At 72.9% G+C, this 22,488-nt stretch carries 22 protein-coding genes; 8 read left to right on the plus strand and 14 right to left on the minus strand.

Annotated features, from left to right (window positions below):
* Positions 1 to 81: 81 nt before the first annotated feature.
* A complete protein-coding gene (locus tag SVTN_RS23920; RefSeq protein ID WP_041130941.1) occupies positions 82 to 420 on the plus strand; it encodes a hypothetical protein in 339 nt (112 codons plus the stop codon).
* 184 nt (positions 421 to 604) lie between these two features.
* Complete coding sequence (locus SVTN_RS23925) at positions 605 to 1,873, plus strand: L,D-transpeptidase (RefSeq protein ID WP_041130942.1); 1,269 nt, start codon at positions 605 to 607, stop codon at positions 1,871 to 1,873.
* Positions 1,874 to 1,927: 54 nt separating this feature from the next.
* Here the strand turns inward: SVTN_RS23925 and SVTN_RS23930 are convergent, their stop codons facing one another.
* Positions 1,928 to 2,794, minus strand: coding sequence for a helix-turn-helix transcriptional regulator (locus SVTN_RS23930; protein ID WP_041130943.1), 867 nt, complete (start codon positions 2,792 to 2,794; stop codon positions 1,928 to 1,930).
* 128 nt (positions 2,795 to 2,922) lie between these two features.
* On the opposite strand from SVTN_RS23930, the gene SVTN_RS23935 reads away from it, so the two are divergent.
* Positions 2,923 to 3,975: an NAD(P)-dependent alcohol dehydrogenase gene (locus tag SVTN_RS23935; protein ID WP_041130944.1), complete on the plus strand. Its 1,053-nt coding sequence runs from the start codon at positions 2,923 to 2,925 to the stop codon at positions 3,973 to 3,975.
* A 78-nt stretch (positions 3,976 to 4,053) separates the two neighbouring features.
* Positions 4,054 to 4,401 carry a DUF1330 domain-containing protein gene (locus SVTN_RS23940; RefSeq protein ID WP_041130945.1) on the plus strand — a complete coding sequence of 116 codons (348 nt, stop codon included), beginning with the start codon at positions 4,054 to 4,056 and terminating at the stop codon, positions 4,399 to 4,401.
* Positions 4,402 to 4,438: 37 nt separating this feature from the next.
* On the opposite strand, the gene SVTN_RS43285 is transcribed toward SVTN_RS23940, so the two are convergent.
* The 5 genes from SVTN_RS43285 to SVTN_RS23965 all read right to left on the minus strand — a co-directional run bounded on the left by SVTN_RS43285 (position 4,439) and on the right by SVTN_RS23965 (position 9,584).
* Positions 4,439 to 4,777 (minus strand): hypothetical protein, encoded by a 339-nt coding sequence (locus SVTN_RS43285; RefSeq protein WP_099055224.1) that lies wholly within the window; start codon positions 4,775 to 4,777, stop codon positions 4,439 to 4,441.
* The gene (msrA, locus tag SVTN_RS23950; protein ID WP_041130947.1) at positions 4,770 to 5,435 is read right to left on the minus strand and encodes a peptide-methionine (S)-S-oxide reductase MsrA; all 666 of its coding nucleotides are present in this window, start codon (positions 5,433 to 5,435) and stop codon (positions 4,770 to 4,772) included. Before msrA ends, SVTN_RS43285 begins: the two co-directional genes overlap by 8 nt.
* Positions 5,436 to 5,518: 83 nt before the next feature.
* The gene (locus SVTN_RS23955) at positions 5,519 to 6,631 is read right to left on the minus strand and encodes a DUF4034 domain-containing protein (protein ID WP_041130948.1); all 1,113 of its coding nucleotides are present in this window, start codon (positions 6,629 to 6,631) and stop codon (positions 5,519 to 5,521) included.
* A gap of 43 nt (positions 6,632 to 6,674) precedes the next feature.
* Positions 6,675 to 8,288, minus strand: a complete 1,614-nt coding sequence (locus SVTN_RS23960; protein ID WP_041130949.1) for a M48 family metallopeptidase — start codon at positions 8,286 to 8,288, stop codon at positions 6,675 to 6,677.
* Positions 8,289 to 8,474: 186 nt separating this feature from the next.
* Positions 8,475 to 9,584, minus strand: coding sequence for a hypothetical protein (locus tag SVTN_RS23965; protein WP_041130950.1), 1,110 nt, complete (start codon positions 9,582 to 9,584; stop codon positions 8,475 to 8,477).
* A gap of 72 nt (positions 9,585 to 9,656) precedes the next feature.
* On the opposite strand from SVTN_RS23965, the gene SVTN_RS23970 reads away from it, so the two are divergent.
* Positions 9,657 to 10,811, plus strand: a complete 1,155-nt coding sequence (locus SVTN_RS23970) for a cystathionine gamma-synthase (protein ID WP_041130951.1) — start codon at positions 9,657 to 9,659, stop codon at positions 10,809 to 10,811.
* A gap of 40 nt (positions 10,812 to 10,851) precedes the next feature.
* Here SVTN_RS23970 and SVTN_RS45665 read toward each other — a convergent pair whose 3' ends face one another.
* The 3 genes from SVTN_RS45665 to SVTN_RS23985 all read right to left on the minus strand — a co-directional run bounded on the left by SVTN_RS45665 (position 10,852) and on the right by SVTN_RS23985 (position 12,430).
* On the minus strand, positions 10,852 to 11,103 hold the full coding sequence (locus SVTN_RS45665) for a hypothetical protein (RefSeq protein ID WP_041130952.1): 252 nt from the start codon (positions 11,101 to 11,103) through the stop codon (positions 10,852 to 10,854).
* A gap of 43 nt (positions 11,104 to 11,146) precedes the next feature.
* Positions 11,147 to 11,662 carry a sigma factor-like helix-turn-helix DNA-binding protein gene (locus SVTN_RS45670; RefSeq protein ID WP_041130953.1) on the minus strand — a complete coding sequence of 172 codons (516 nt, stop codon included), beginning with the start codon at positions 11,660 to 11,662 and terminating at the stop codon, positions 11,147 to 11,149.
* A 246-nt stretch (positions 11,663 to 11,908) separates the two neighbouring features.
* Positions 11,909 to 12,430: a MarR family winged helix-turn-helix transcriptional regulator gene (locus tag SVTN_RS23985; RefSeq protein WP_041130954.1), complete on the minus strand. Its 522-nt coding sequence runs from the start codon at positions 12,428 to 12,430 to the stop codon at positions 11,909 to 11,911.
* A 149-nt stretch (positions 12,431 to 12,579) separates the two neighbouring features.
* Here SVTN_RS23985 and ilvA point away from each other — a divergent pair, with 149 nt between their 5' ends.
* Positions 12,580 to 13,809, plus strand: coding sequence for a threonine ammonia-lyase (ilvA, locus tag SVTN_RS23990; protein WP_041130955.1), 1,230 nt, complete (start codon positions 12,580 to 12,582; stop codon positions 13,807 to 13,809).
* Positions 13,810 to 13,834: 25 nt separating this feature from the next.
* On the opposite strand, the gene SVTN_RS23995 is transcribed toward ilvA, so the two are convergent.
* On the minus strand, positions 13,835 to 14,401 hold the full coding sequence (locus SVTN_RS23995; protein WP_078908469.1) for a helix-turn-helix domain-containing protein: 567 nt from the start codon (positions 14,399 to 14,401) through the stop codon (positions 13,835 to 13,837).
* Between the two features lie 209 nt (positions 14,402 to 14,610).
* On the opposite strand from SVTN_RS23995, the gene SVTN_RS24000 reads away from it, so the two are divergent.
* Positions 14,611 to 15,630, plus strand: coding sequence for a daunorubicin resistance protein DrrA family ABC transporter ATP-binding protein (locus SVTN_RS24000; RefSeq protein ID WP_041130956.1), 1,020 nt, complete (start codon positions 14,611 to 14,613; stop codon positions 15,628 to 15,630).
* Positions 15,627 to 16,481, plus strand: coding sequence for an ABC transporter permease (locus SVTN_RS24005; RefSeq protein ID WP_041130957.1), 855 nt, complete (start codon positions 15,627 to 15,629; stop codon positions 16,479 to 16,481). The genes SVTN_RS24000 and SVTN_RS24005 overlap by 4 nt, the downstream gene beginning before the upstream one ends.
* Before the next feature lie 15 nt (positions 16,482 to 16,496).
* Here the strand turns inward: SVTN_RS24005 and SVTN_RS24010 are convergent, their stop codons facing one another.
* From SVTN_RS24010 to SVTN_RS24025, 4 genes are all read right to left on the minus strand, one after another.
* Positions 16,497 to 18,788, minus strand: a complete 2,292-nt coding sequence (locus SVTN_RS24010; protein WP_041130958.1) for a protein kinase domain-containing protein — start codon at positions 18,786 to 18,788, stop codon at positions 16,497 to 16,499.
* 5 nt (positions 18,789 to 18,793) lie between these two features.
* Positions 18,794 to 21,262 carry a protein kinase domain-containing protein gene (locus SVTN_RS24015; RefSeq protein WP_041130959.1) on the minus strand — a complete coding sequence of 823 codons (2,469 nt, stop codon included), beginning with the start codon at positions 21,260 to 21,262 and terminating at the stop codon, positions 18,794 to 18,796.
* Positions 21,263 to 21,379: 117 nt separating this feature from the next.
* Positions 21,380 to 21,877 (minus strand): transcription elongation factor GreA, encoded by a 498-nt coding sequence (gene greA / locus SVTN_RS24020; protein ID WP_041130960.1) that lies wholly within the window; start codon positions 21,875 to 21,877, stop codon positions 21,380 to 21,382.
* A gap of 190 nt (positions 21,878 to 22,067) precedes the next feature.
* Positions 22,068 to 22,469 carry a DUF4307 domain-containing protein gene (locus SVTN_RS24025; RefSeq protein ID WP_041130961.1) on the minus strand — a complete coding sequence of 134 codons (402 nt, stop codon included), beginning with the start codon at positions 22,467 to 22,469 and terminating at the stop codon, positions 22,068 to 22,070.
* Positions 22,470 to 22,488 lie beyond the last annotated feature (19 nt).

Here is a 22,488-nt window from a genome sequence, read left to right on the forward strand (position 1 = left end):
GAATTGGTCGGTGCGCCGATGCTACGGAACACAGCGGGTCGCGGGAAAGCCGAGGGCCCCCGGACCCCTACGCTCCGACCCATGAGTACTTCTGAGACCACACGCTATGTCCGCCTTCGCGTCGATGTCGTCCTGGAGATCGACGGCCCCGCCGAGCTGACCGAGGCCGCCGAGGCCCGGATCGACGGCGACGAGTTCATGCCCGAGGAGGAGCGGGTGCACGCGCGCGAGGCCGCACGCGAGGACAGCGCCGAGGCGCTCGCCTACCTCGTCGAGCCCTTCGACCTGATCCGCGACGTCCCGGGGATCGAGATGGTCCAGGCCTCCTGGAGCAGCGAGGAGGTCGATTACGACCCCGATGCGCTGGAGTGGGACCTCGGCGAGGAAGATGGGGCCGAGGAAGACGACGACCGGCCGTAAGGCGGGCCTCCGCACGGTTCCGCGGGCCCCGGGACGCCGTCCCGGGGCCTTTTCGCGGCATCGGGAACCGGACGGCCCCGCCCGTGCGTGTGGATCAGTGGTGTTCCCCACAAACCCTCCGGTAACGAAACCGGGCGGGGTCTCATGGCGTTCATTAGAAGAAGTTGGCAGGGAACCGGCGACGATGGAGAAGCGTGTGATGACGGTCGGCAAGCGCCGCAGGAGCCTGGCGGCCGCGGCCGCGGTGCTCAGCGGCGTACTCGTGCTCTCGGCGTGCAACGACGGGGACAAGGACGGCAGCGCCTCCGGTTCCGCGACGCCGCAGTCACAGGCCCAGGTCGACGAGGCGGCCGCGCAGAAGACCTCCAAGGCGCAGATCACCATCGCGCCGAAGAACGGCGCCCAGAACGCCTCCATCAACAACGACGCCAAGGTCACCGTGGCCGAGGGCAAGCTCACCGAGGTCACCATGACCTCCGCCGAGGGCGCCACGGTCAAGGGCGAGATAGCGGCCGACGGGCTCAGCTGGAAGCCGACCGAGCAGCTCAAGCGGGCCACGGTCTACAAGATCGCCGCCACCGCCACCGACGCGGAGGGCCTGGAGGCCCACGAGAACTCCTCGTTCACCACCGTCTCCCAGGCCAACAGCTTCATCGGCAACTTCACGCCCGAGGACGGCTCGACCGTCGGCGTCGGCATGCCGGTCTCGATCAACTTCAACAAGGCGATCACCAACCAGAAGGCCGTCCAGAGCGGCATCACGGTCACCTCCAGCTCCGGCCAGGAGGTCGTGGGCCACTGGTTCAGCTCGACGCGCCTGGACTTCCGCCCCGACGCGTACTGGACCGAGGGTTCGACCGTCACGCTGAAGCTGAACCTCGACGGCGTCGAGGGCGCGGACGGCGTCTTCGGCGTCCAGCAGAAGACCGTCACCTTCAAGATCGGCCGCAACCAGGTCTCCGTCGTCGACGTCGCCACCAAGACCATGAAGGTCCAGCAGGACGGCAAGACGATCAAGACCATCCCGATCTCCGCCGGCTCCCCGGAGAACACCACCTACAACGGTCAGATGGTGATCTCCGAGAAGTTCAAGGAGACCCGGATGAACGGCGCCACCGTCGGCTTCACCGACGACGACGGCAAGGGCGAGTACGACATCAAGGACGTGCCGCACGCCATGCGCCTGTCCACCTCCGGCACCTTCATCCACGGCAACTACTGGGGCGCGCGGTCGATCTTCGGCAACGTGAACACCAGCCACGGCTGTGTCGGCCTCGCCGACGTCAAGGGCGCTGGCGACCCGAACCAGACGGCCGCCTGGCTCTTCGACCACTCGCTCATCGGCGACGTCGTCATTGTCAAGAACTCCAACGACAAGACGATCAAGCCCGACAACGGCCTCAACGGCTGGAACATGAGCTGGTCGGAGTGGAAGGCCGGCTCGGCGGTCTGATCCACGGCTGTACGCGAGAAGGGCCCCCTCCCGCACCGGGAGGGGGCCCTCACGTCATTTCCGTACGTCCACGGCCTCGTCCACGCCCCACTGCGCGAGCAGCCGCAGCGCGTCCGCGGACGCCGACCCCGGCTCCGCCTGGTACGTGACGAGCACCAGGTCCGGATCGTCGCCGGCCACCTTCAGGGCCTCGTAGGACAGCGTCATCTCGCCCACCAGCGGATGCCGTATCCGCTTCTGTCCGTGTCCCTTGTCGGTCACCGTGTGCGCCGCCCACAGCGAGCGGAACTCCTCGCTGCGCACGGACAGCTCGCCGACCAGCGCGAGCAGCTCCTTGTCGTCCGGATAGCACCCCGCGTACAGCCGCAGCGTGCTGACGACCTCGACCGCCTTGCACTCCCAGTCGACGTAGAGATCGCGCGTGTTCGGATCGAGGAAGATCATCCGGGCCATGTTCCGGTCACCCGGCTCCCAGGCCTCGAAATCGCCCATCAGGGCCCGCGCCATCCGGTTCCAGGCCAGGATGTCGCCCCGGCGGCCCAGGACGAAGGCCGGCAACCCGTCCATCGCGTCGAGCAGGTGCTGGATCCCGGGCCGTACCCGCTGCGGCCGCGCGATCGCCGCCCGCTGCCGCTTCTTCACCGTCGGCTTCGCCAGATGCGTCAGATGGGCCCGCTCGGTGTCGCTGAGGCGCAACGCCCGAGCGATGGCGTCGAGCACCTCCATGGACACGTTCCGCCCGTTGCCCTGCTCGAGACGGGTGTAGTACGCCACGGACACCCCGGCCAGCTGCGCCAGTTCCTCGCGCCGCAGCCCCGGCACCCGCCGGTGCCGCCCGAACTCGGGCAGGCCCACGTCCTGCGGCTTCAGCCGGGCCCTGCGGGAGCGCAGGAATTCACCGAGTTCGATACTGAGGTCCATACCGCCCCATTATCGCCGCCGGGCCGCACGGACGGACGTACGTTCCTGACCCTGCCAGTGGTAGGCACACCGGTCGTAGGCAGAACAGGTGGCTGGGTGCGGTCCTCGCCCTCCGGCAGCCTGTACGCATGACCACGAACGTGACCACCGTCCCCGCGTACGCCGCACCCGCCGCCAACGCCCCGCTGGAGCGCACCACCGTGCCGCGCCGGCCCGTCGGCGAGCACGACGTCCTCATCGAGATCAAGTACGCCGGAATCTGCCACTCCGACATCCACCAGGCCACCAACGGCTGGGGCGAGGGCATCTTCCCGATGGTCCCCGGCCACGAGATCGCCGGCATCGTCGCCGAGGTCGGCCCCGGCGTCACCAAGTTCCAGGTCGGCGACCGCGTCGGCGTCGGCTGCTTCGTCGACTCCTGCCGCGAGTGCGAGTACTGCCTGCGCGGCCTGGAGCAGTACTGCGTCACCGGCGGCACCGGCACGTACAACGCCCTCGACAAGAACGGCGAGCCGACCTACGGCGGCTACTCCACCCACATCGTCGTCGACGAGAACTACACCCTGCGCATCCCCGAGGGCATCGGCCTCGACGAGGCCGCCCCGCTGCTCTGCGCCGGCATCACCCTCTACTCGCCGCTCGCCCACTGGCAGGCCGGCCCCGGCAAGAAGGTCGCGATCGTCGGCTTCGGCGGCCTCGGCCACATGGGCGTCAAGATCGCCCACGCGCTCGGCGCCGAGGTGACCGTCCTCAGCCAGTCCCTGAAGAAGCAGGAGGACGCCCTCAAGCTGGGCGCCGACCACTACTACGCCACCAGCGACCCGGAGACCTTCACCGCCCTGCGCGGCACCTTCGACCTGGTGATCTCCACGGTCTCCGCGCCGCTCGACTTCAGCGCGTACCTGAGCCTGGTCAAGACGGACGGCGCGCTGGTCAACGTCGGCGCCCCCGAGGAGCCGGTGAAGGTCAACCTCTTCTCCCTCATCGGCGGCCGCAAGACCCTCGCCGGCTCGATGATCGGCGGCATCGCCGAGACCCAGGAGATGCTCGACTTCTGCGCCGAGCACGGCCTGGGCGCCGAGATCGAACTGATCAGCGCCGACCGGATCAACGAGGCGTACGAACGCGTCGTCGCGAGCGACGTCCGCTACCGCTTCGTCATCGACACGGCGACGATCTGACGTCCTCCTGAGCACGCGACCGGGGCATGACGTCCGGGGTAATCGACCCCGCACGGCATGCCCCGGCACGCTTGCGTCATGACCGCATACGCCATCGGAAACCTGCACCCGAAGCCCGTCCTCGACGAGGAGGTCTTCGTCTACATGGAGCGCATCCAGGCCACCCTCGACCCCTTCGGCGGCCGCTTCCTCGTCCACGGCGCCCCCGCCCGCGAGGTCCGCGAGGGCACCTGGCCCGGCGCCGTCGTGATCATCGGCTTCCCGACGTACGAGGACGCCCGCGGCTGGTACGACTCCGAGCCCTACCAGGCCCTGATCCCCCTCCGCACCCGGCACATGGCCGGCGACGTCCTCCTGATCGACGGCGTCCCGGAGGGCTACGAGGCGGCGGCGACCGCGGCCCGGCTCCGCGCGGCCGTCAACTGACCTCGCCGCCCGGGCGGTTGCCTGCGGGACCGCCCGCTCAGCGGTCCAGGAAGCGAGGCTCCGGCCACGTGGTGATCGGGTCGTCGGATACCGAGTAGATCTCCAGGAGCGAGAGGTAGCCGTCCTTGGTGAGGACCATGACCCCGGGGAAGTCCGGCACGGTGTAACCGGCGTCCGCGGCCGGATTGTTGTGCGGCGGGGCCGGTGGCACGGCCGCGCGGTCCACCGTCAGGTCGACCGTCACACAGCCGCAACCGCACCGGCCCGTCACTCGTGCATGCGGGATCTGAGCGCGCAGGGCGCTGCTCACCGGATCGGGACCGGCGAGCAGCGCGTTCAGCGTCGCCGTCGCGCCCGGCGAGAGGGGTTCAGCCATCGGCCTTCGCGACCCCGATCGGGCAGGAGACGCCCGTGCCGCCGATGCCGCAGTAGCCCGCGGGGTTCTTGTCCAGGTACTGCTGGTGGTAGGCCTCAGCCGGGTAGAAGGGGCGGGTCTCGTCGGCCGGGAGGACGTGGGTGGTGATCTCGCCGTAGCCCGAGCCCGTCAGGACCTTCTGGTAGGCCTCGCGGGAGGCCTCTGCCTGCTCCGCCTGGGCGGGGGAGTGGGTGTAGATCGCCGAGCGGTACTGGGTGCCCACGTCGTTGCCCTGGCGGAAGCCCTGGGTGGGGTCGTGGGACTCCCAGAAGAGCTTCAGGAGCGACTCGTACGAGACCTTCGACGGGTCGAAGACGACGCGGACGACCTCGGTGTGCCCGGTCAGGCCGGAGCAGACCTCCTCGTACGACGGGTTCGGCGTGTAGCCGCCCTGGTAGCCGACGAGGGTCGTCCAGACGCCCTCGGTCTGCCAGAACTTGCGCTCGGCTCCCCAGAAGCAGCCCAGCGCGAAGTCGGCGACCTCCAGGCCCTCCGGGTAGGGGCCGAGGAGCGGGTTGCCGAGGACGGTGTGGCGCTCGGGCACGGAGAACTCCGGCTCGGGGCGGCCGCGCAGGGCCTGCTCGGGAGTGGGGAGGACGGGGGTGCGGGACAGGAACATGCTGCATCTCTCCTCGACGGTCGGCAGCAGTGACAACAGTCCGGGGCCGGGAGGGATTCCCCCGGCCCCGTCGTCCCTCGGCATCAGTCGCCGCGCGCCTTCAGGACCTGTGCCGCCGTGTAGTCCCGTACCCGGGTGTACCGGGCCTTCGGGTCGCCCGCGTAGTTCCAGGGCCGGCAGCCGATGTACCCGTCCACCAGCCGGAACTGGGCCAGCGCCTCCTCGTAGCGGTCCTGCCAGTACAGCATCCAGGCCACCAGGTGCCGGGTCTGCACGATCCGCGGGTCCCGCGCGTCGAGCACCCGCTCCGCCGCCGCCAGGTCCGCGAGGGCGGCCTCGGTGGCCGCCACGACCTCGGGCCGGTTGTAGAAGTCCTGCGGCTCGACGTCGTTCTCGTACGTCTCCTGCTCGAAGTACGCCTCCAGCGGGAACAGGGTGAGCAGCTGCCCCGGCCGGGCCCCCTCCGCCCCGCGCCGGGCGAACGCGAGCGCCTGCTCGTGCGAGCCGCGCCACTTGCGGCACCAGTACTGCACGCCGCTGCCGTACGCCGAGAAGTGGTGCGGGTCGCGCTTCTCGATCTCGGTCCAGATCGCCTCGAACGCCTCGTGCGGATAGCCGAGCCCCATGGCGAGCGGCAGCTCGTCGATGAACGGGGTCGGGTCGTCGCCCGCCAGCTCCTGCGCCCGCGCGAAGGCCTCGCGGGCCTCCTTCAGGACCCGGTGGAAGGAGGCGAACTGCTCCTCGGTGGTGTGCCGGGCCTGCTTGGAGCCCCGTATCTCCCACGCCAGGTAGACCAGCGAGGAGGCGTGCACCGCGGCCGCCGCCGGGTCCTCCGGGCGCTCGCGCCGCCAGGCGAGCAGCCAGGCGTCGTCCTCGACGGCCGCCTCCGCGAGGAGGCTGATCCGCCGGTCGCGCTCGTACCAGTCGCGGCCCGCCCCCTCCACGTACGCGGCACCGGCCGCCCAGTCACCGGCCCGCACCGTCTCGGTGACGGCGGTGCGCTCCGGCGACGGCGGGTTGATCTCCTCGGTGTCGAGGCGGTCGGCGGGCAGCAGGCCGAGGCGTGCTGCGGCCTCGGCGTTCTTGCTCCGAGAGGAATCGGGGTTCGCGGTCCCGCCCGCCTTCGCGGCGCGGCGGGACTTGAACCAGAAGTAGAGGCAGACCGCGAGCACGGTCAGCGGGATGAGACGGGCCATCGGGGAGTCGGTTCCTTCTCGGAGGGGCAGAGCGAGGGGGCGGTCAGAGGGGCAGCGGGGCCTGCTGCGACAGCAGTGTGCGCAGTGGGGCCGTGTCCGGCAGGTCCGCCGTCGCCGCGTCCAGGGCGGCCGGCAGTGCGTCCGCCGTGCCGTCGGGCAGCGTCAGGGTGGCGGGGCCGGTCCAGGACAGCTCCCAGCGGGCGCGGCCCGAGCGCAGGAGTTCGTCCGTGACCAGGGCCGACAGGCCCCGACGCAGCGCGGGCCGGGCGAATTCGCGCGCCGCGCGGCCGGTCGCCGCCGCGGCCTCCTCTGACTTCGGGAGCCGGTCGGCGATCTCCCAGGCCGAGCCCGCGTCGATCGCGTCGAGCAGGGCGGGGAGCGGCGCCGCCCACGGCGCCCCGGTGACCGCGTGGGCCGCCGTGCGCAGCTCCTCCGTGCCCTGGGCGACCCGGGCGCTCATCGACTCGTGGACGAGGTCGGGCCAGTCCAGGCGGCGCATCCGCTGGGCCTCCGGGGCGAGCGTCGCGTCCTCGATCGCGGCCAGCGCGGCCTCGGGCGAGGCGAGCAGGCCGAGCGCGGGGCCGGAGTCCTCCGCCGCGCGGCCGTCGTCGGGGAGCGCCTCGACGCGGGCGACCCGTTCGGCGGCCGGCGGGTGCGAGTCGTAGGGGGAGGCGGGCTCGTCGGGGATCTCCTCGCGCAGCCCGGCCAGCTCGTCGGCGCGGGCCGCGAGCAGGTGCCGTACGCCGCCGAACACCTCGCCGCGCGCCGGGAGGAGCCCGAACTCGGTGCCGAGCGTGGCGTACGAGGACAGGTAGAAGTCGTTCGCCGCGTCGATCGCGGGAATGTCGCGCAGGGCCCGCGCGGTGGCGTCGCGGCCCGCGATCCGGGCCGCGGCGAGGTCGGCGGCGAGTTCCTGGCGGCGGGCGCCGGACAGGGTGGAGCGCAGGTAGAGCCGGCCGTACGCGGTGTAGATCTTCGCCATGGTGCGGTAGGTGACGCCGGCGCCGGTGGTGTCGATCTCCTTGGCCTTCCGGCCGCGTGCGACCCGCTTCTCGGACTTGCGCTCCTGGCGGGCCCGCTCCTTCTCGACCTTCGCGTCGGCCTTGGCCCGGAACAGTTCGACGATGCGGCCGACCTGTACGCGTCCGCGTGCGCCGATCGCGGCGAGGCGGGTGTCGGAGTTGACGTAGTGACCCAGCTCGTGGGCGAGGACGGCGCGCAGCCCGGCCTCGTCGAGGCCGGCCATCAGGGGCAGGCCCAGGTACAGCCTGCGGACGCCGCCGAGGAGGCCGAGGAGGCGGGCGTCCTCGGTGACGGCGGCGTTGACGTCGGCGGTCAGCCGGATCTCGTCCGGGGCGCGGGTGCCGACCTCGCGGGCCAGTTCGCGCACGGTCCGCCACAGCCGCGGCTCGTCGGCCTCGGTGACGAGGACGCCGCCGGGCTCCTCGTCGCGCGGGGTGCGCAGCATGAGCATGCCCCGGAAGACGGGGATCGCGAGGAGTACGGAGACGATGAGGATCTTGATCCGGATCGCGGCCGGGGCCCACAGCACGGCGGCCCAGTCGGCGGCGCCGAGCAGGGCGAGCAGGCCGAGGCAGAGCGCGTAGAAACCGGACAGCAGTACGAGCGCGCGCACGGCACGCAGGGTCGCGCCCATCGGGCAGAGTCCCCCCACGGGAATGGTCGACGAGATGTCGAAGACAACTGTTCGAAGCGTGTGGGGGGATGCGGAGTATCGCCCACGGGCGAGTACGGCGTCCAACGGATTCCGGTTGCCGCGCCCGGATCCGTCAAGTCGCCCGCACCGGGGAGGACCGCCCGCGCCGGAGCCGGACGTCGGACGTCAGTGCGGCAGCGTCGCCGGGCTCCCGCCGTTCGCCTCGTACCCCGCGACCGCCAGGTTCCGGAAGACCGTGAACTCGGCCGCCGGGTCGCCGCTCAGCGTCCACGGGACCGCGCCCACGTGCCCGTCGACCCGCACCAGCTGGTGCATGGCCTCCGTCCAGCGCTGCGAGCGCACCAGGAACCAGACGAGCAGATGGCGGACGTGCGCCAGCATCGGGTCGTCGGGGCGGGCCGAGTGGACCGCGTACAGCGCGCCGTCCACCGCCTTGGACACCACCGCCGTACGCCAGAAGTCCTGCACGAGCACCACGTCCGGCACGTGCTCGAACACCGCGAACAGCGGCAGCGCGGCCAGCAGCGAACCCCGCGGGGCGCGCGCCGCGGCCGTCGTCGCGAAGTGGTCGGCCTCCTCGCGCGAACCGTGCCACTTCTCGCACCAGTAGTGCAGCGCCGCCAGGTGCGCCCCCATGTGCTCCGGCGCGCGGTCGATCACCTTCGCCCACACCTGGTCGAACTGCTCGTGCCCGTAGCCGAGTCCGCGCGCCACCGCGAGCCGCGTGATGTACGGGACCGGGTCGGCCGGGGCGAGCAGCGCCGCCTCCTCGGTGACCTTCAGCGCCTCCTCCAGGATGATCCGGAAGTCGTCCGTCCCGGCCGTCGAGGAGCGCCACGCCTGCTGCACCAGGAACTCGGCGTGCACGGCCGCGCCGCCCGCGTCCTGGGGCTCCTCCGCCCGCCAGGCCCGCAGCCACGCCCCGCCGACGCCGGGCCGCTCCTGGAGTTCGAGGGAGGCCGCGCCCGCGAAGGCCTGGACGCGCTGCCAGCGCACCTCGCCCTCCGTGCCGGTGGAGCCGAGCAGCCGCGAGGCCGGGCGCCAGTCCTGGGTGGCCTGCACGACGTCGAGGACGTGGAGGAGTTCGTCGTCGGCGCCCGGCAGCCGTACGTCCTGCTCCTCCTGCCGCACGAAGCCGTACGCCTCCGGGTCCGCCGCGTCCGGTGCCCCCGGCGCGACCTGCCGGATCCCTCCGCCGCTCCGGCGGCGCAGCACATAGGGACCGAGGACGCCGAACAGCAGGCCGAGCGCGATCAGGAACCAGAGAATGTCCATGTGTCCATTGTCCAGGACACCCGGTGAGACGAACGAGGCGGCGGGGTGCGCGCGGCACTACGCTCCTGACCCATGAGCGACCAGCACTCCCATCAGAGTTTCGAGACCCGCGCGATCCACGCGGGCAACACCGCCGACCCGCTGACCGGCGCGGTCGTCCCGCCCATCTACCAGGTGTCCACCTACAAGCAGGACGGCGTGGGCGGGCTGCGCGGCGGTTACGAGTACAGCCGCAGCGCCAACCCCACCCGTACCGCCCTTGAGGAGAACCTCGCGGCCCTGGAGGGCGGCCGCCGCGGTCTCGCCTTCGCGTCGGGCCTCGCCGCCGAGGACTGCCTGCTGCGCACGCTCCTCGTGCCCGGCGACCACGTGGTCATCCCGAACGACGCCTACGGCGGCACCTTCCGGCTCTTCGCCAAGGTCGTGCAGCGCTGGGGCGTCGACTTCTCCGTCGCGAACACCTCGGACATCGAGTCGGTGCGCGCCGCGGTCAACGACCGTACGAAGCTGATCTGGGTCGAGACCCCCTCGAACCCGCTCCTCGGCATCACCGACATCGAGGCCGTCGCCGGCGTCGCCCGCCAGGCCGGCGTGAAGCTCGTCGTCGACAACACCTTCGCCTCGCCCTACCTCCAGCAGCCGCTGGCGCTCGGCGCGGACGTCGTCGTGCACTCCCTCACCAAGTACATGGGCGGCCACTCCGACGTCGTCGGCGGCGCGCTCGTCACCGCCGACGAGGCGCTCGGCGAGGAACTCGCCTACCACCAGAACGCGATGGGCGCGGTCGCCGGTCCCTTCGACTCGTGGATCGTGCTGCGCGGCATCAAGACCCTCGCCGTGCGCATGGACCGGCACAGCGAGAACGCGACGAAGATCGCCGAGATGCTCACCCAGCACCCGAAGGTCACCCAGGTCCTCTACCCGGGCCTCCCGGAGCACCCGGGCCACGAGATCGCGGCCAAGCAGATGCGCTCCTTCGGCGGCATGATCTCCTTCCGCGTGCAGGGCGGCGAGGAAGCGGCCGTCGAGGTCTGCAACCGCGCGCAGCTCTTCACCCTCGGTGAGTCGCTGGGCGGCGTCGAGTCCCTCATCGAGCACCCGGGCCGGATGACCCACGCCTCCGTCGCGGGCTCCGCCCTGGAGGTCCCGGCCGACCTGGTCCGCATCTCGGTGGGCATCGAGAACGTCGAGGACCTGCTCGCCGACCTGCGCCAGGCGCTGGGCTAGCAGGACCCGCCCGTGACGACGGCCGGGGCCCCGGCCGTCGTCACAGGCCTTCGAGCGGTGGTGTCGTCTCCGCCGGCGGGACCTCCCACGGGTGCGTCATCGACGCCCACACCACGAAGGCGAGCACGGCGACCGCGCCCAGGGCCCACAGCACGCGCCGCACCCGTCGGGCGTGGTGGCGCAGCCGGGCCCCGCGCTCGGCGGCCCGCAGCGCGAGGTCGCGGGGGACCGGTGGGTGCGGGGTGTCGAGCAGCCGCCGGACCGCCGCCTCCTTGTCCTCGTACCGGCTCATGCGGCGGCCTCCGGTCGGCTCCGCACGGCGGCCGTGCGCCGGCTCACGCGGCGGCCCCGGTGTCCGGCCGGGAGGCGGCCCCCGCGCCGCCCCGGGCCTCCGCCGCGCCCCGCGCCGCCGCCCTCAGCGTCGCGACCGAGCGGGCGCACACGGCGCGGACGCGGGCCTCCGACAGGCCGAGCAGCGCCGCGACCTGCTCCTCCGCAACCCCCTCGTACAGCCGCAGGACGACGACGAGCCGTTCCTGCGGGGAGAGCACGGCGAGCACCCCGCCCCCCTGGCCGCCGTGGTGCCGCCAGGCGGTGCGTGCGAAGCGGGCGGCGAGGTCGCGCCGCGCGAGGTCGTACGGGTCCTCGTCGCGCAGCCGGTCCCACACCGCGTACGTGTGTGCGAGCGCGGCGGTCAGCAGGGCCTGGGCGTACGGGTTGCGGGCGCGGGTCTCGGCGGTGAGCAGCGTCGCGGCATGCAGCAGCCGGCCCGCCGCCCCGGCCACGAACGCCTCGAACTCCCGGTTGCGGCGGGCGCGTTCGGCACTCCGCCCACGCTGCTGCTCTCGCACCTCCTCATCTGAGGACAGTGCGGGTGCCGGGTCAAGAGGTCTGCGCGGACTTGGTCCCGGTCGGACGGGGCGGCAGGTCGGGCGGTGGTCCCGGACGTGCGGGGCGGCGCCGCGGGCGGTCGCCCCGGTCACGAGGGGGGCACGTCAGGCGGTCGCCCCGGTCACGAGGGGCGGCGCCTCAGGCGGTGGTCCCGGTCGCGCGGGGTGCCACGTCAGGCGGTGGTCCCGGTCATGAGGGGCGCCACGTCACGCGGTGGTCCCGGGCTCCGTCCCGGCCGGGGCGTGGCCCGCGTGTGCCGACTGCCGTGCGGACAGGGCGGTGTTGAAGCGGGTGAGCAGCGTGCAGAAGGACTCCCGCTCCTCCGGCGTCCAGCCCTCCGTGACCTCGACCATCAGCTGGCGGCGCGAGGACCGGACCTCGTCGAGACGCGCGAGACCGCGCGGCGACAGCTGGAGCACGACCGCCCGCCCGTCCTCCGGGTGCGAGGTCCGCTTCACCAGGCCGGTGTCGACGAGCGGGGCGACCTGACGGGTCACCGTGGACGAGTCGATCCCCATGCCCGCCGCGAGCGCCTTCACCCCCATCGGGCCTTCCTGGTCGAGGCGGTTGAGGAGGAGGTAGGCCGCGCGGTCCATGGAGTTGCGGAGCTGGCCGGTGCCGCCGAGGCGGGTCTGCTCGGCCCGGCGGGCGAAGACGGCCACCTGGTGCTGGAGGGCATCGAGGAGACCGGGGTCGAGCGCAGTCGTCATGTCCTGAGAATTGGGCATGGCTGTGGGTCTCTCTCGTGCGGGGGTGGTCGGTCGGTGGGGGACAGAGTACGCGGCCCCGCCGGGGTCCGTACCGGCGCTGCGCAAACCCGTCCGGCCACCCGCCCGCCGGGCGGCCACGAGGGTCGTGAGCTGCGAGACTTGCTGTCATGAGCTTCCGTACGCCACACCCCTTGCACCGCTTGATGCTCGACGATGTCCGCGGGGCGCAGAAGATGCTGGCCGGGGTGGCCAGGACGACGGCGATGGAGGGCAGCCGCCATCTGTCCTCGCTGGTGGGAGCCCCCGTCCACCTCAAGTGCGAGAACCTCCAGAGGACCGGTTCCTTCAAGCTTCGCGGGGCGTACGTACGGATCTCCGGGCTGCGGCCCGAGGAGAAGGCGGCCGGTGTGGTCGCGGCCTCCGCCGGCAACCACGCGCAGGGCGTCGCGCTCGCCTCGAAACTGCTCGGGGTGCACGCCACCGTCTTCATGCCGGTCGGCGCCCCGCTGCCGAAGGTCGCCGCGACCCGCGACTACGGCGCGGACGTCCGGCTGCACGGCCATGTCGTCGACGAGACGCTCGCGGCGGCGGAGGAGTACGCCCACGAGACCGGCGCGGTCTTCATCCACCCCTTCGACCACCCCGACGTCATCGCCGGACAGGGCACGGTCGGCCTGGAGATCCTGGAGCAGTGCCCCGAGGTCCGGACGATCCTCGTCGGCATCGGCGGCGGCGGGCTCGCGGCCGGCATCGGACTCGCGGTGAAGTCGCTGCGCCCGGACGTGAAGGTCATCGGCGTCCAGGCGGAGGGCGCGGCCGCCTACCCGCCCTCGCTGGCCGCCGGACACCCCGTGGTGATCGACTCGCCGGTGACGATGGCGGACGGGATCAAGGTCGGACGCCCGGGCGACGTGCCGTTCGCCCTGGTCCGGGAGTACGTCGACGAGGTCCGCACGGTCTCCGAGGACGACCTCTCCTCCGCCCTCCTCCTCTGCCTGGAGCGGGCGAAACTCGTGGTCGAACCGGCCGGTGCGAGCCCGGTCGCGGCGCTCCTCGCCGACCCGACGTCCTTCCGGGGCCCGGTGGTGGCGGTCCTCTCCGGCGGGAACGTCGACCCGCTGCTCCTCCAGCGGATCCTGCGGCACGGCATGGCCGCCGGGGGCCGCTACCTGAGCCTGCGGCTGCGGGTCACGGACCGGCCGGGGGCGCTCGCGACGCTGCTCGCGGTCCTGACGGTGGTCGACGCGAACGTCCTGGACGTGAGCCACGTGCGGACCGATCCGCGCCTCGGCCTGACGGAGGCGGAGGTCGAGCTGCACCTGGAGACGAAGGGCCCGGAGCACTGCCGGGAGGTGGAGGAGGCGCTGCGGGACGCCGGGTACACGGTGCTCGGCTGACCTGTCGCGTACGCCCCTCCTCGTCCTACCTGCCCTTACGGAGCCGGGCCGCCCGACCGAGTACGGCCACCAGCCCGCCGCCGACCAGGGCGCCCGCCGCGAGCAGGCCCAGGGGCCGGCCGAGCCCCGGCAGCCCGGACTCCCGCCGGGCGCGCCGGGCGGCCGGGGGAGCGGGGGTGAGCGCCGGCTTTTCGCTCCGTGCGGCTTCCCGCGCCGCGTCGCGGGCGGCCGTCTCGTGCGCGAGGGAGCGCTCCAGGCGGAGCAGGAGGGGGCCCGGGTCCGTCCCGGCGGCCGCGGCGAACTCCTCGACGGCGACCCGGGTCGGCAACTGCTTCTGGTTCAGGAACCGTTCCCACGAGGAGCGGCTGTAGTGGGTGCGCTGCGCGAGCTTGCCGTAGCTCAGCTCGGTGGCGCCCTTGATGCGGCGCATCTCGGCGGCCAGCTCGGCCCAGGGCGTCGTCGCGTCACACCCGACGCAACCGGAACACCCCCGCTCACCGACCGCACTCGTCCCGCCCGTCCCGCCTGTCCCGTCCGTTCTGCTCGTCCCGCCCGTCCTGCTCGCCCCACTCGTACCGTCGACCCTGCCCATCCCGTACTCCCCGTCCTCGTCGTGCTCCGTGCCAGGACCCCAGCTTCGTCCCCGGCACCAACGGCCCGCCAACAGCACGCCAACGACCGTCCCGGGACCCCGCCCGGGACGCCCGGGACGGTGGACGTATGTACGGATTCACCGGGCACGAGACGCCCCGAAATCCTAGGATCGGTAGGAAACGCCCGAATCTCCCTGGGAGAATCCATATGCCAGGCGCGATATACGCCGAGGGCCTGGTGAAGACCTTCGGCGACGTACGAGCTCTGGACGGGGTGGACCTCGATGTGCCCGAGGGCACCGTCCTGGGCCTGCTCGGCCCGAACGGCGCGGGGAAGACGACCACCGTGCGCGTCCTGACGACCCTCATCAGACCCGACAGCGGACGGGCCGTCGTCGCCGGGATCGACGTCCTCAGGCACCCCGACGAGGTCCGCCGCTCGATCGGCCTCTCCGGCCAGTTCGCGGCCGTCGACGAGTACCTCACCGGCCGCGAGAACCTCCAGATGGTCGGGCAGCTCTACCAGATGAAGGCGAAGGCCGCGAAGGAGCGGGCCGGTGAGCTGCTCGAACGGTTCCACCTCGCCGACGCCGCCGACCGGCCCACCAAGACGTACTCCGGCGGCATGCGCCGCCGCCTCGACCTCGCGGCGGCCCTCGTCGTCTCCCCGCCGGTCATGTTCATGGACGAGCCGACCACCGGCCTCGACCCGCGCAACCGGCAGGAGCTCTGGGGCGTCATCAAGGAGCTCGTCTCCGGCGGTACGACCCTGCTCCTCACCACCCAGTACCTGGAGGAGGCCGACCACCTCGCCCACGACATCTGCGTCGTCGACCACGGCAGGGTCATCGCCCGCGGCACCTCCGACCAGCTCAAGGCCCAGACGGGCGGCGAGCGCGTCGAGGTCGTCGTCCACGAACCGGAGACGATTGCCGACGCCCGGGACGTCCTCGCCCGCTACGGCGTCGCGGGGATCGGCCACGGCGAGGTCTCCGTCGAGGAGCACACCCGCAAGCTCACCGTCCCCGTCACCGGCGGCGCCAAGCTGCTCGCCGAGGTCATCCGCGACCTGGACGCCGTCGGCGTCGAGATCGACGACATCGGCCTGCGGCGCCCGACCCTCGACGACGTCTTCCTCTCCCTCACCGGCCACGTGGCCGACCGGGGCGAGGAGGAGGACGCGAGGGCGACCGGGGAGAGGGAGAGCCGGAAGGAGGCCGTGAAGTGACCACCGTCCTGGGGTCGGCGGACCGGCTGACCGCCCCGCGCCCGCGCGGGCGGATCGTCCAGTCCGTCCACGACTCGCTCGTGATCGCACGCCGCAACCTGATCAAGATGTCGCGGATCCCCGAGGTGATCGTCTTCGGGCTCATCCAGCCGATCATGTTCGTGGTGCTGTTCAGCTACGTCTTCGGCGGCTCGATGCAGATCGGGAACTCCACCTCCCCGGAGGTCTACCGCGAGTTCCTGATGGCCGGCATCTTCGCCCAGACCGTCACCTTCGCCACCGCCGGAGCGGGCGCGGGCATCGCCGACGACATGCACAAGGGCCTGATCGACCGCTTCCGCTCCCTGCCGATGGCCCGCGGCGCGGTCCTCACCGGCCGCACCCTCGCCGACCTCGTCCAGACGACGCTCACCCTCGTCGTCCTGGCGATCGTCGCCCTGCTCGTCGGCTGGCGCATCCACGAGGGCGTCCCCAAGGCGCTCGGCGCCTTCGCCCTCCTGCTCCTCCTCGGCTACGCCTTCTCCTGGATCGGGGCCCTGATCGGCCTGTCGGTCCGCACCCCGGAGGCGGCGACCTCGGGCGGGCTGATCTGGCTCTTCCCGGTCACGTTCATCTCGAACGCCTTCGTGGACTCCAGCAATCTGCCCTCCTGGCTGCAGCCCATCGCCGAGTGGAACCCGTTCAGCGCGACCGTCCAGGCCTGCCGCGTGCTCTTCGGCAACCCGGGCGTCTCCACCTCCGACGCCTGGCCGATGCAGCACCCGGTGTGGGCGTCGCTCCTCTGGTCGGTCCTGATCATCGTGGTCTTCCGGACGCTGTCGGTACGGAAGTACCGCTCGGCGACGGCGTGACGCCCGCTCCGGGCCTCAGGGCAGGTAGGCGGAGAAGACGAGCCCGCCGGGGAACGAGACGAAGGCCGCCCCTCCGGAGGCCAGCGGCTTCCCGCCGGCCTGCAGCGTGAAGCCGTCGGGAAGCTTCGCCTCGAACTGCTTGTAGTCGTACTTGGAGGCGGGACCCGCCACCGCGACGGACACCATCTCGTTCTTGGCGGCGATGAGGACCCGGTTCCCCGCGAAGTACACCTCCTGCGCGGCGCCCTCGGTCAGGGTGGCCGGGAAGGACCAGCGCCGCTCGCCGCTCGCCAGGTCGTAGACGCTCAGGAGCGTGCCGTTCGCCACCGCCACCAGGCCGTCCGCGTTCACGGCGGGACCCGCGGTCACCCCGGCGCCGAAGGACCGCTTCCGCTTCAGCGTCGTGCCGTCGAGGACCGTCACGGACCCGGCCGAGGAGCCCGTGCACAGCACGCTGCCGCTCTTCTCGTGCACCACGAACCGCTGGCAGTCCGCCGCCCCGCGCGCCACCTCCTTGCCGGTACGGGCGTCGAGCGCCACCGGTACGACCCCCAGCGGCACCAGGACCCGGCCCGCCGCCGCGACCGGTTCCTCCGGCAGGGCGTCGAGCGGCGTCCGCCACAGCTGCTTGCCGTCGGCGAGGCGCACGGCCGTCGCCAGGCCCGTCCGCTCGTCGCGCACGTTCACGTACGTCGAGTAGAGGACGCCGTCCCGCAGGTCGGTGCCCTTCACGGCCCAGTCGGTCCCGGGCCCCGGGATCCGCCCGCGCTCCCTGCCGTCCTCGACCCCGTACGCGACGACCCCGTCCGGCCCCGTCACGTACGCCGTGTCGCCGACGACCGCCGGGTACTGGGGTCCGCTGCGCAGCCCCTCGCCCCGGCCCGGCACCTTCCACCGCTCCTTGCCGTCCGCCGCGCCCAGCCCGGTGACCGCGCCGCCGGACCCGGGGCAGACCAGCACCTTCGGGGAGAGCGCGCAGCTGCCGGTGCCCTGCTCGACCTCGGCGGTCCAGGGCGCCCAGCCCGCCGGACGGTGGGCGTGGTCCGTGGCGGCCGCGCCGAAGTCGTTGCCGTGGCCCTCGCCGCCGTACGGCAGGACGACCTGGCTCAGCGCGGTGACCGGCGCCGTGGTGGAGGCCGAGGGGCCGCCGTTCGTCGGGCCCGCGACCCCGCCCGCGGCCGTACCGCCCTGCCCGCCGCCCCGGTTCAGGAGCACCACGCCGACCGTCGCAACCAGGGCCACCGCCACCGCGCCCGCGACGATCGCGCCCCACGGGCGGCGGCGCCGCTCCACGGGGGCCTCGGGGAGCACCGGCCGGGTCGTCATGGCCGTGGGGGAGTACGGCACGACCGGGCCGAGCGTCGGGAGGTCGGCCACGCCCGCGCCGGAGGCCGCCGCCTCCCCGGCGCTCCTGGCGGCCTCCCCGTACTCGGCGAGCAGCGAGAGCACCGGGCCGGGCCACGGGAACACCTCGGACGCGAAACCGCCGCCGAGCAGCTCCGCCAGCTCCGCCGCCGACGGCCGCAGGTCCGGGTCGAGCAGCAGGCAGCGCTCCACGACCGGCCGCAGCTCCTCCGGGACGCCGTCGAGGTCGGCCTCGGCCCGGCTGATCCGGTAGATCACGGCCGCCATCTCGTCGTCGTGGAACGGCCCCCGGCCGCTCGCCGCGAACGCGAGGACCGCGCCCAGGCAGAACACGTCCGAGGCGGGCACCACCGCCCGGCTGCCCACCAGGTGCTCCGGCGACATGAAGCCGGGGGAGCCCACCACCAGACCGGTCGAGGTCAGCGCGGTCGCCTCGAAGGCCTGCGCGATGCCGAAGTCGATGAGCTTGGGCCCGGCGGCGGCGAGCAGGACGTTCGCCGGTTTGAGGTCCCGGTGCAGCACCTTCACCGCGTGCACGCCCGCGAGGGCCCGCGCGAGGGCGGTCCCGAGGGCCCGTACGGTCCCGATGGGCAGCGCCCCGGACCGTACGACCGCCTCCGCGAGCGAGGGCCCCGGCACGTACTCGGTCGCCAGCCACGGCGAGGGCGCGTCGGCGTCCGCGTCCACGAGCCGCGCGACGCCCGGCCCGTCCACGGTCCGCGCGGCCGCGATCTCCCGCCGGAAGCGGGTCCGGAAGTCCCCGTCGACCTCCAGGTCCTCCCGTACGGTCTTCACGGCGACCATCCGGTACGGATCGGCCGTCGGCGCGTCCGTCCGGCAGGCGAGGTGAACCTCGCCCATGCCTCCGGCGCCGAGGCGGGCGAGCAGCCGGTAGGGGCCGAGGAGCCGCGGGGCCTGTCCCGGCGGCAGGGCTTCCAGCAAGGGACTTACTCCTTGGGCAGGGCGACGGAGGCGACGACCCCGGTGTCGTACACGACGTGGGCGACACCGCCGAGCGGCAGCACCTCCGGCGGGCGGATCTCCCGGCCGATGTCGGTGCCGTTCACCCGCTCGTACGGCTCCTTGGCGCGCGGCCCGGGAGCGCCGGGCACGGGCACGACGCGCTCCTTGCCGGGGGTGCCGTTCCGGCCGAGCGGCACCAGGTGCAGGGCCGAGAAGTCGGCGTAGAGCAGGGTGTCCCCGGCGATCAGCGGGCTGGAGACGTACTGCTTCCTGCCGTCGGCGCCGGTGAGCGGGGGGATCGGGTAGTGGCCGAGGGTCCTGCCGGTGGCCGGGTCGAGGACGAACACGCCGTCGGGCTTTCCGGTGTTGCCCCAGTCGGCCCAGGGCAGCGGGCCCTGGTCGACGACGACGGCCGTACGGGCGGACAGGGCGGCCGGCCGGGCGCCCGACTTCGTGACGTCGGCGGGCAGCGGGAGCCTGCCGGTGCCCACCGGGGCGAGTGTCGTGGCGTCCAGGCGGTACAGCGAGAGCGGGGCCGCGGCCGTCGCGTCGAGCGGTGCGCAGTAGGCGTACCGGCCCTGGACGCCGAGGCCGTCGCAGCTCTTGGCCTCCGCCGGCACCTGGCCGCGCTGCTGTCCGGTCTTCGCGTCGAGCGCGACGAAACCGCCGTCGCTCAGCGCGTACACGAGGCCGTTCGCGTAGGCGACGGGCTCGAAGTCGCGGAATTCGGCCCGTGAGGGGTCGTTGTTGGTGAGCGAGGCGGACCACAGCCGGCGGCCGTCCGCCAGGGCGAAGGCCGTCACCTGGTCGCTCTCCTCGCCGGACCGGACGAAGACCGTGCCGTCGCCCACGATCGGCTGGGTGTCCAGCTTGGCCTGCGCGGGGTCCTCCTGCTCCCAGCGCACGGCGCCGCTGCGGGCGTCCCGGACCTGGAGGCGCTTGCCGGAGAGCAGGACGACGGAGTCGCCGTGGACGGCGGGGACGTTCGTGCTGCCCGCGACGAAGATGCCGCCGGTAGGCCCGATGGTGCTCGAACCGTCCCGGGGGTCCGCCACCAGGTCGGCGCTCCACAGCGGCTTCCCGTCCGCCGGGTCGAGCGCCTCGTACCGCCCGTCCGTCGTCCGGCACACCAGCGCCTTCTCGCCGGCCGAGCAGCCGAAGGCGGGGGCGGTCAGCTTCGCCCGCCAGGGCTTCCAGCCGGCCGGGCGCTGGGCGGCGTTCTGCGCGACGACCCCCGAGGCGTCGGCGGTGCCCCGGCCGTCCACGCCGGGGACGCGGGGCCCGGCGGGCGGGGCGGCCTTCGCGGGGTCCTTCGGCGGCGCGGGCTCGGGCCACAGCAGATAGGTGCCGAGGCCGCCGGCGACGACCGCGAGCGCGAGGACGGCGGCGAGCAGCCGCCTCCGCCGCTTCCGGGGCTCCCCGGCGACGGGTCCGGCGGGCACGGTGGGCGCGGACACCGGCGCGAGCGTCGGTACGGAGTGCAGGCCGGGGACGGCCGGGGCGACCACGGGACCGGCCGCGGCGGGGGCCGGGGCTTCCAGGAGGGGTCCGCCCGAGGCGACGAGCTGGGCGAGCTCCCCGCCGTACTCGCCGATGTGGTCCCGTACGCCCTCCGGCCACGGGAAGACCTTCGCGGCCCCGGTGCCGAGCAGCCCGACGAGCGCCTCCGGCGTGGGCCGGTCCGCCGGGTCCAGGGCCAGGCAGGCGGCAAGGGGCCCGCGCAGCTCCTCGGGGACCCGGCTCAGGTCGGCCTCGGCCTGGGAGACGCGGTACAGGACGGCCGCGAGGGGCCCGTCGCCGAAGGGGTCCTCGCCGGTCGCCGCGTAGCAGAGCAGCGAGCCGAGGCAGAAGACGTCGGAGGCGGCCGTGACCCGGCGGGCACCGGCCACGTGCTCGGGGGACATGAAGGAGGGGGTGCCGACCATCATGCCGGTCGCGGTCATGGTGGTGGCGGTGTTGCTGCGGGCGATGCCGAAGTCGATGAGCCGGGGGCCGTCGACGGAGAGCATGACGTTGCCGGGCTTGAGGTCCCGGTGCAGGACCCCGGCCCCGTGCAGGTCGGCGAGGGCCCGGGCGACGTCCGCGCCGAGCGCCCGGACGGCGGCGACGGGCAGCGGGCCGCCGCGCCGCACGGCCTGCGAGAGGCTGGGCCCGGGGACGTACGCGGTGGCCAGCCAGGGCGTCTCGGCGTCGGCGTCGCCGCCGACGGGCGCGGCGGCGTAGGCGCTGTCGACGAGCGAGGCGACCTTGATCTCGCGCCGGAACCGGTCCCGGAAGGCCGGATCACCGGCGACGTCGCGGCGCACGGTCTTCACGGCGACGAAGGAGTCGCTCACGGTGTCCCCGGCGGCCCGCGCGAGGAACACCTCGCCCATGCCGCCGGCACCGAGCCGGGCGAGCACCTCGTACGGCCCGATCCGGCGCGGTGCGCCTTCGCGCAGTGGTCCCAGCACCTCGTCCTCCCCCCTGGAGACATGCGTGACGCGTCGTCAGCCTCGCATCATTGCATGTGCATGCAGGACGAAGGGCCGGCCCCCACCGGGGTCGGCCCTTCGCTCAAGGAGTGTGGATCAGCCGGTGTACGGCTTCGCGCTGAGGATCTTCACCGTGGCCTTCTTGCCGTTCGGCAGCTCGTACTCGGCGTCCTCGCCGACCTTCTTGCCGTTGACGCCGACGCCGAGCGGCGACTGCGGCGAGTAGGTCTCGATGTCACCGCTCGCGTACTCGCGGGAGGCGAGCAGGAAGGTCATCGTGTCGTCCTCGTCGCCGTCGAAGGCGATCGTGACGACCATGCCGGGCGCGACGACGCCCTCTTCCGCCGGGGCCTCGCCGACCTTGGCGTGCTCCAGGAGCTGGGTGAGCTGGCGGACCCGGAGCTCCTGCTTGCCCTGCTCCTCCTTGGCCGCGTGGTACCCGCCGTTCTCGCGCAGGTCCCCCTCTTCGCGCGCCGCGGCGATCTTGGCCGCGATCTCGGTACGCGCGGGACCAGTCAGGTACTCAAGCTCGTCCTTGAGCTTGGTGTACGCCTCCTGGGTGAGCCAGGTGACGTTGTCGCTGGTCTGGGTCACGGGTGCTCCTCGTAGGTACTGGGAATACAAAGCATCGCCCTGACACGGACAGCATGCGCTTTCCGAATGGGCGAAACCACGAGCCTAACAATGAGTGGCGAAAAGCGGGAGGACATAAACCATAAAGATGGCGTCTCTCCAGGTCACCGCGGTGACTCGCCGGGACTCGACATCCCGTCCCTACCCACCGCTACCGCGCCGTACACCCGATGAGCTCGGCACTCGTCGCACGCGCGGTCGTACGCAGCGTGAAGACGCGGTCGACCCGGGTGGCGGCGTCGTCGATCCGCACGTCCTTGCGGGCGACCTCGGTGCCGTCCTCGGAGCGGGAGCGCAGCGTGCAGACGCCCTTGGCGCCCTCGTCCTTGCGGATCTCCAGGTGGACCTGGACCTCGTCGGCGCTCACCACGTCGAACTTGATCATCTCGGCGCTGATCTTGTTGTCGACGACGTAGTGCCAGCCGAACCAGCCCATCACGCCGAGGAAGAGGACCCCGAGCACCGCTCCGGTGATCCTGAGCTTGCGGTCGGCCCGCTCGTCCGCGGAGCGCCCGTAGCGCCCCTCGGGCAGCTGCTCTCGCACCGCGCTCATGGGGGATCCTCTCGAAGCC

The sequence above is a fragment of the Streptomyces vietnamensis genome (assembly GCF_000830005.1).
Classification (GTDB): domain Bacteria; phylum Actinomycetota; class Actinomycetes; order Streptomycetales; family Streptomycetaceae; genus Streptomyces; species Streptomyces vietnamensis.

Bases quoted from the DNA above. Each gene is read 5' to 3' on its own strand.
- SVTN_RS43285 (WP_099055224.1), bottom strand. From the start codon at position 4,777: ATGGCTGAACCCCTCTCGCCGGGCGCGACGGCGACGCTGAACGCGCTG.
- SVTN_RS23960 (WP_041130949.1), bottom strand. From the start codon at position 8,288: ATGGGCGCGACCCTGCGTGCCGTGCGCGCGCTCGTACTGCTGTCCGGT.
- SVTN_RS23985 (WP_041130954.1), bottom strand. From the start codon at position 12,430: ATGCCCAATTCTCAGGACATGACGACTGCGCTCGACCCCGGTCTCCTC.
- SVTN_RS23930 (WP_041130943.1), bottom strand. From the start codon at position 2,794: ATGGACCTCAGTATCGAACTCGGTGAATTCCTGCGCTCCCGCAGGGCC.
- SVTN_RS24000 (WP_041130956.1), top strand. From the start codon at position 14,611: ATGCCAGGCGCGATATACGCCGAGGGCCTGGTGAAGACCTTCGGCGAC.
- SVTN_RS23970 (WP_041130951.1), top strand. From the start codon at position 9,657: ATGAGCGACCAGCACTCCCATCAGAGTTTCGAGACCCGCGCGATCCAC.
- SVTN_RS24025 (WP_041130961.1), bottom strand. From the start codon at position 22,469: ATGAGCGCGGTGCGAGAGCAGCTGCCCGAGGGGCGCTACGGGCGCTCC.
- ilvA (WP_041130955.1), top strand. From the start codon at position 12,580: ATGAGCTTCCGTACGCCACACCCCTTGCACCGCTTGATGCTCGACGAT.
- SVTN_RS23935 (WP_041130944.1), top strand. From the start codon at position 2,923: ATGACCACGAACGTGACCACCGTCCCCGCGTACGCCGCACCCGCCGCC.
- msrA (WP_041130947.1), bottom strand. From the start codon at position 5,435: ATGTTCCTGTCCCGCACCCCCGTCCTCCCCACTCCCGAGCAGGCCCTG.
- SVTN_RS45665 (WP_041130952.1), bottom strand. From the start codon at position 11,103: ATGAGCCGGTACGAGGACAAGGAGGCGGCGGTCCGGCGGCTGCTCGAC.
- SVTN_RS23995 (WP_078908469.1), bottom strand. From the start codon at position 14,401: ATGGGCAGGGTCGACGGTACGAGTGGGGCGAGCAGGACGGGCGGGACG.
- SVTN_RS23955 (WP_041130948.1), bottom strand. From the start codon at position 6,631: ATGGCCCGTCTCATCCCGCTGACCGTGCTCGCGGTCTGCCTCTACTTC.
- SVTN_RS23920 (WP_041130941.1), top strand. From the start codon at position 82: ATGAGTACTTCTGAGACCACACGCTATGTCCGCCTTCGCGTCGATGTC.
- SVTN_RS23940 (WP_041130945.1), top strand. From the start codon at position 4,054: ATGACCGCATACGCCATCGGAAACCTGCACCCGAAGCCCGTCCTCGAC.
- SVTN_RS23965 (WP_041130950.1), bottom strand. From the start codon at position 9,584: ATGGACATTCTCTGGTTCCTGATCGCGCTCGGCCTGCTGTTCGGCGTC.
- SVTN_RS23925 (WP_041130942.1), top strand. From the start codon at position 605: ATGGAGAAGCGTGTGATGACGGTCGGCAAGCGCCGCAGGAGCCTGGCG.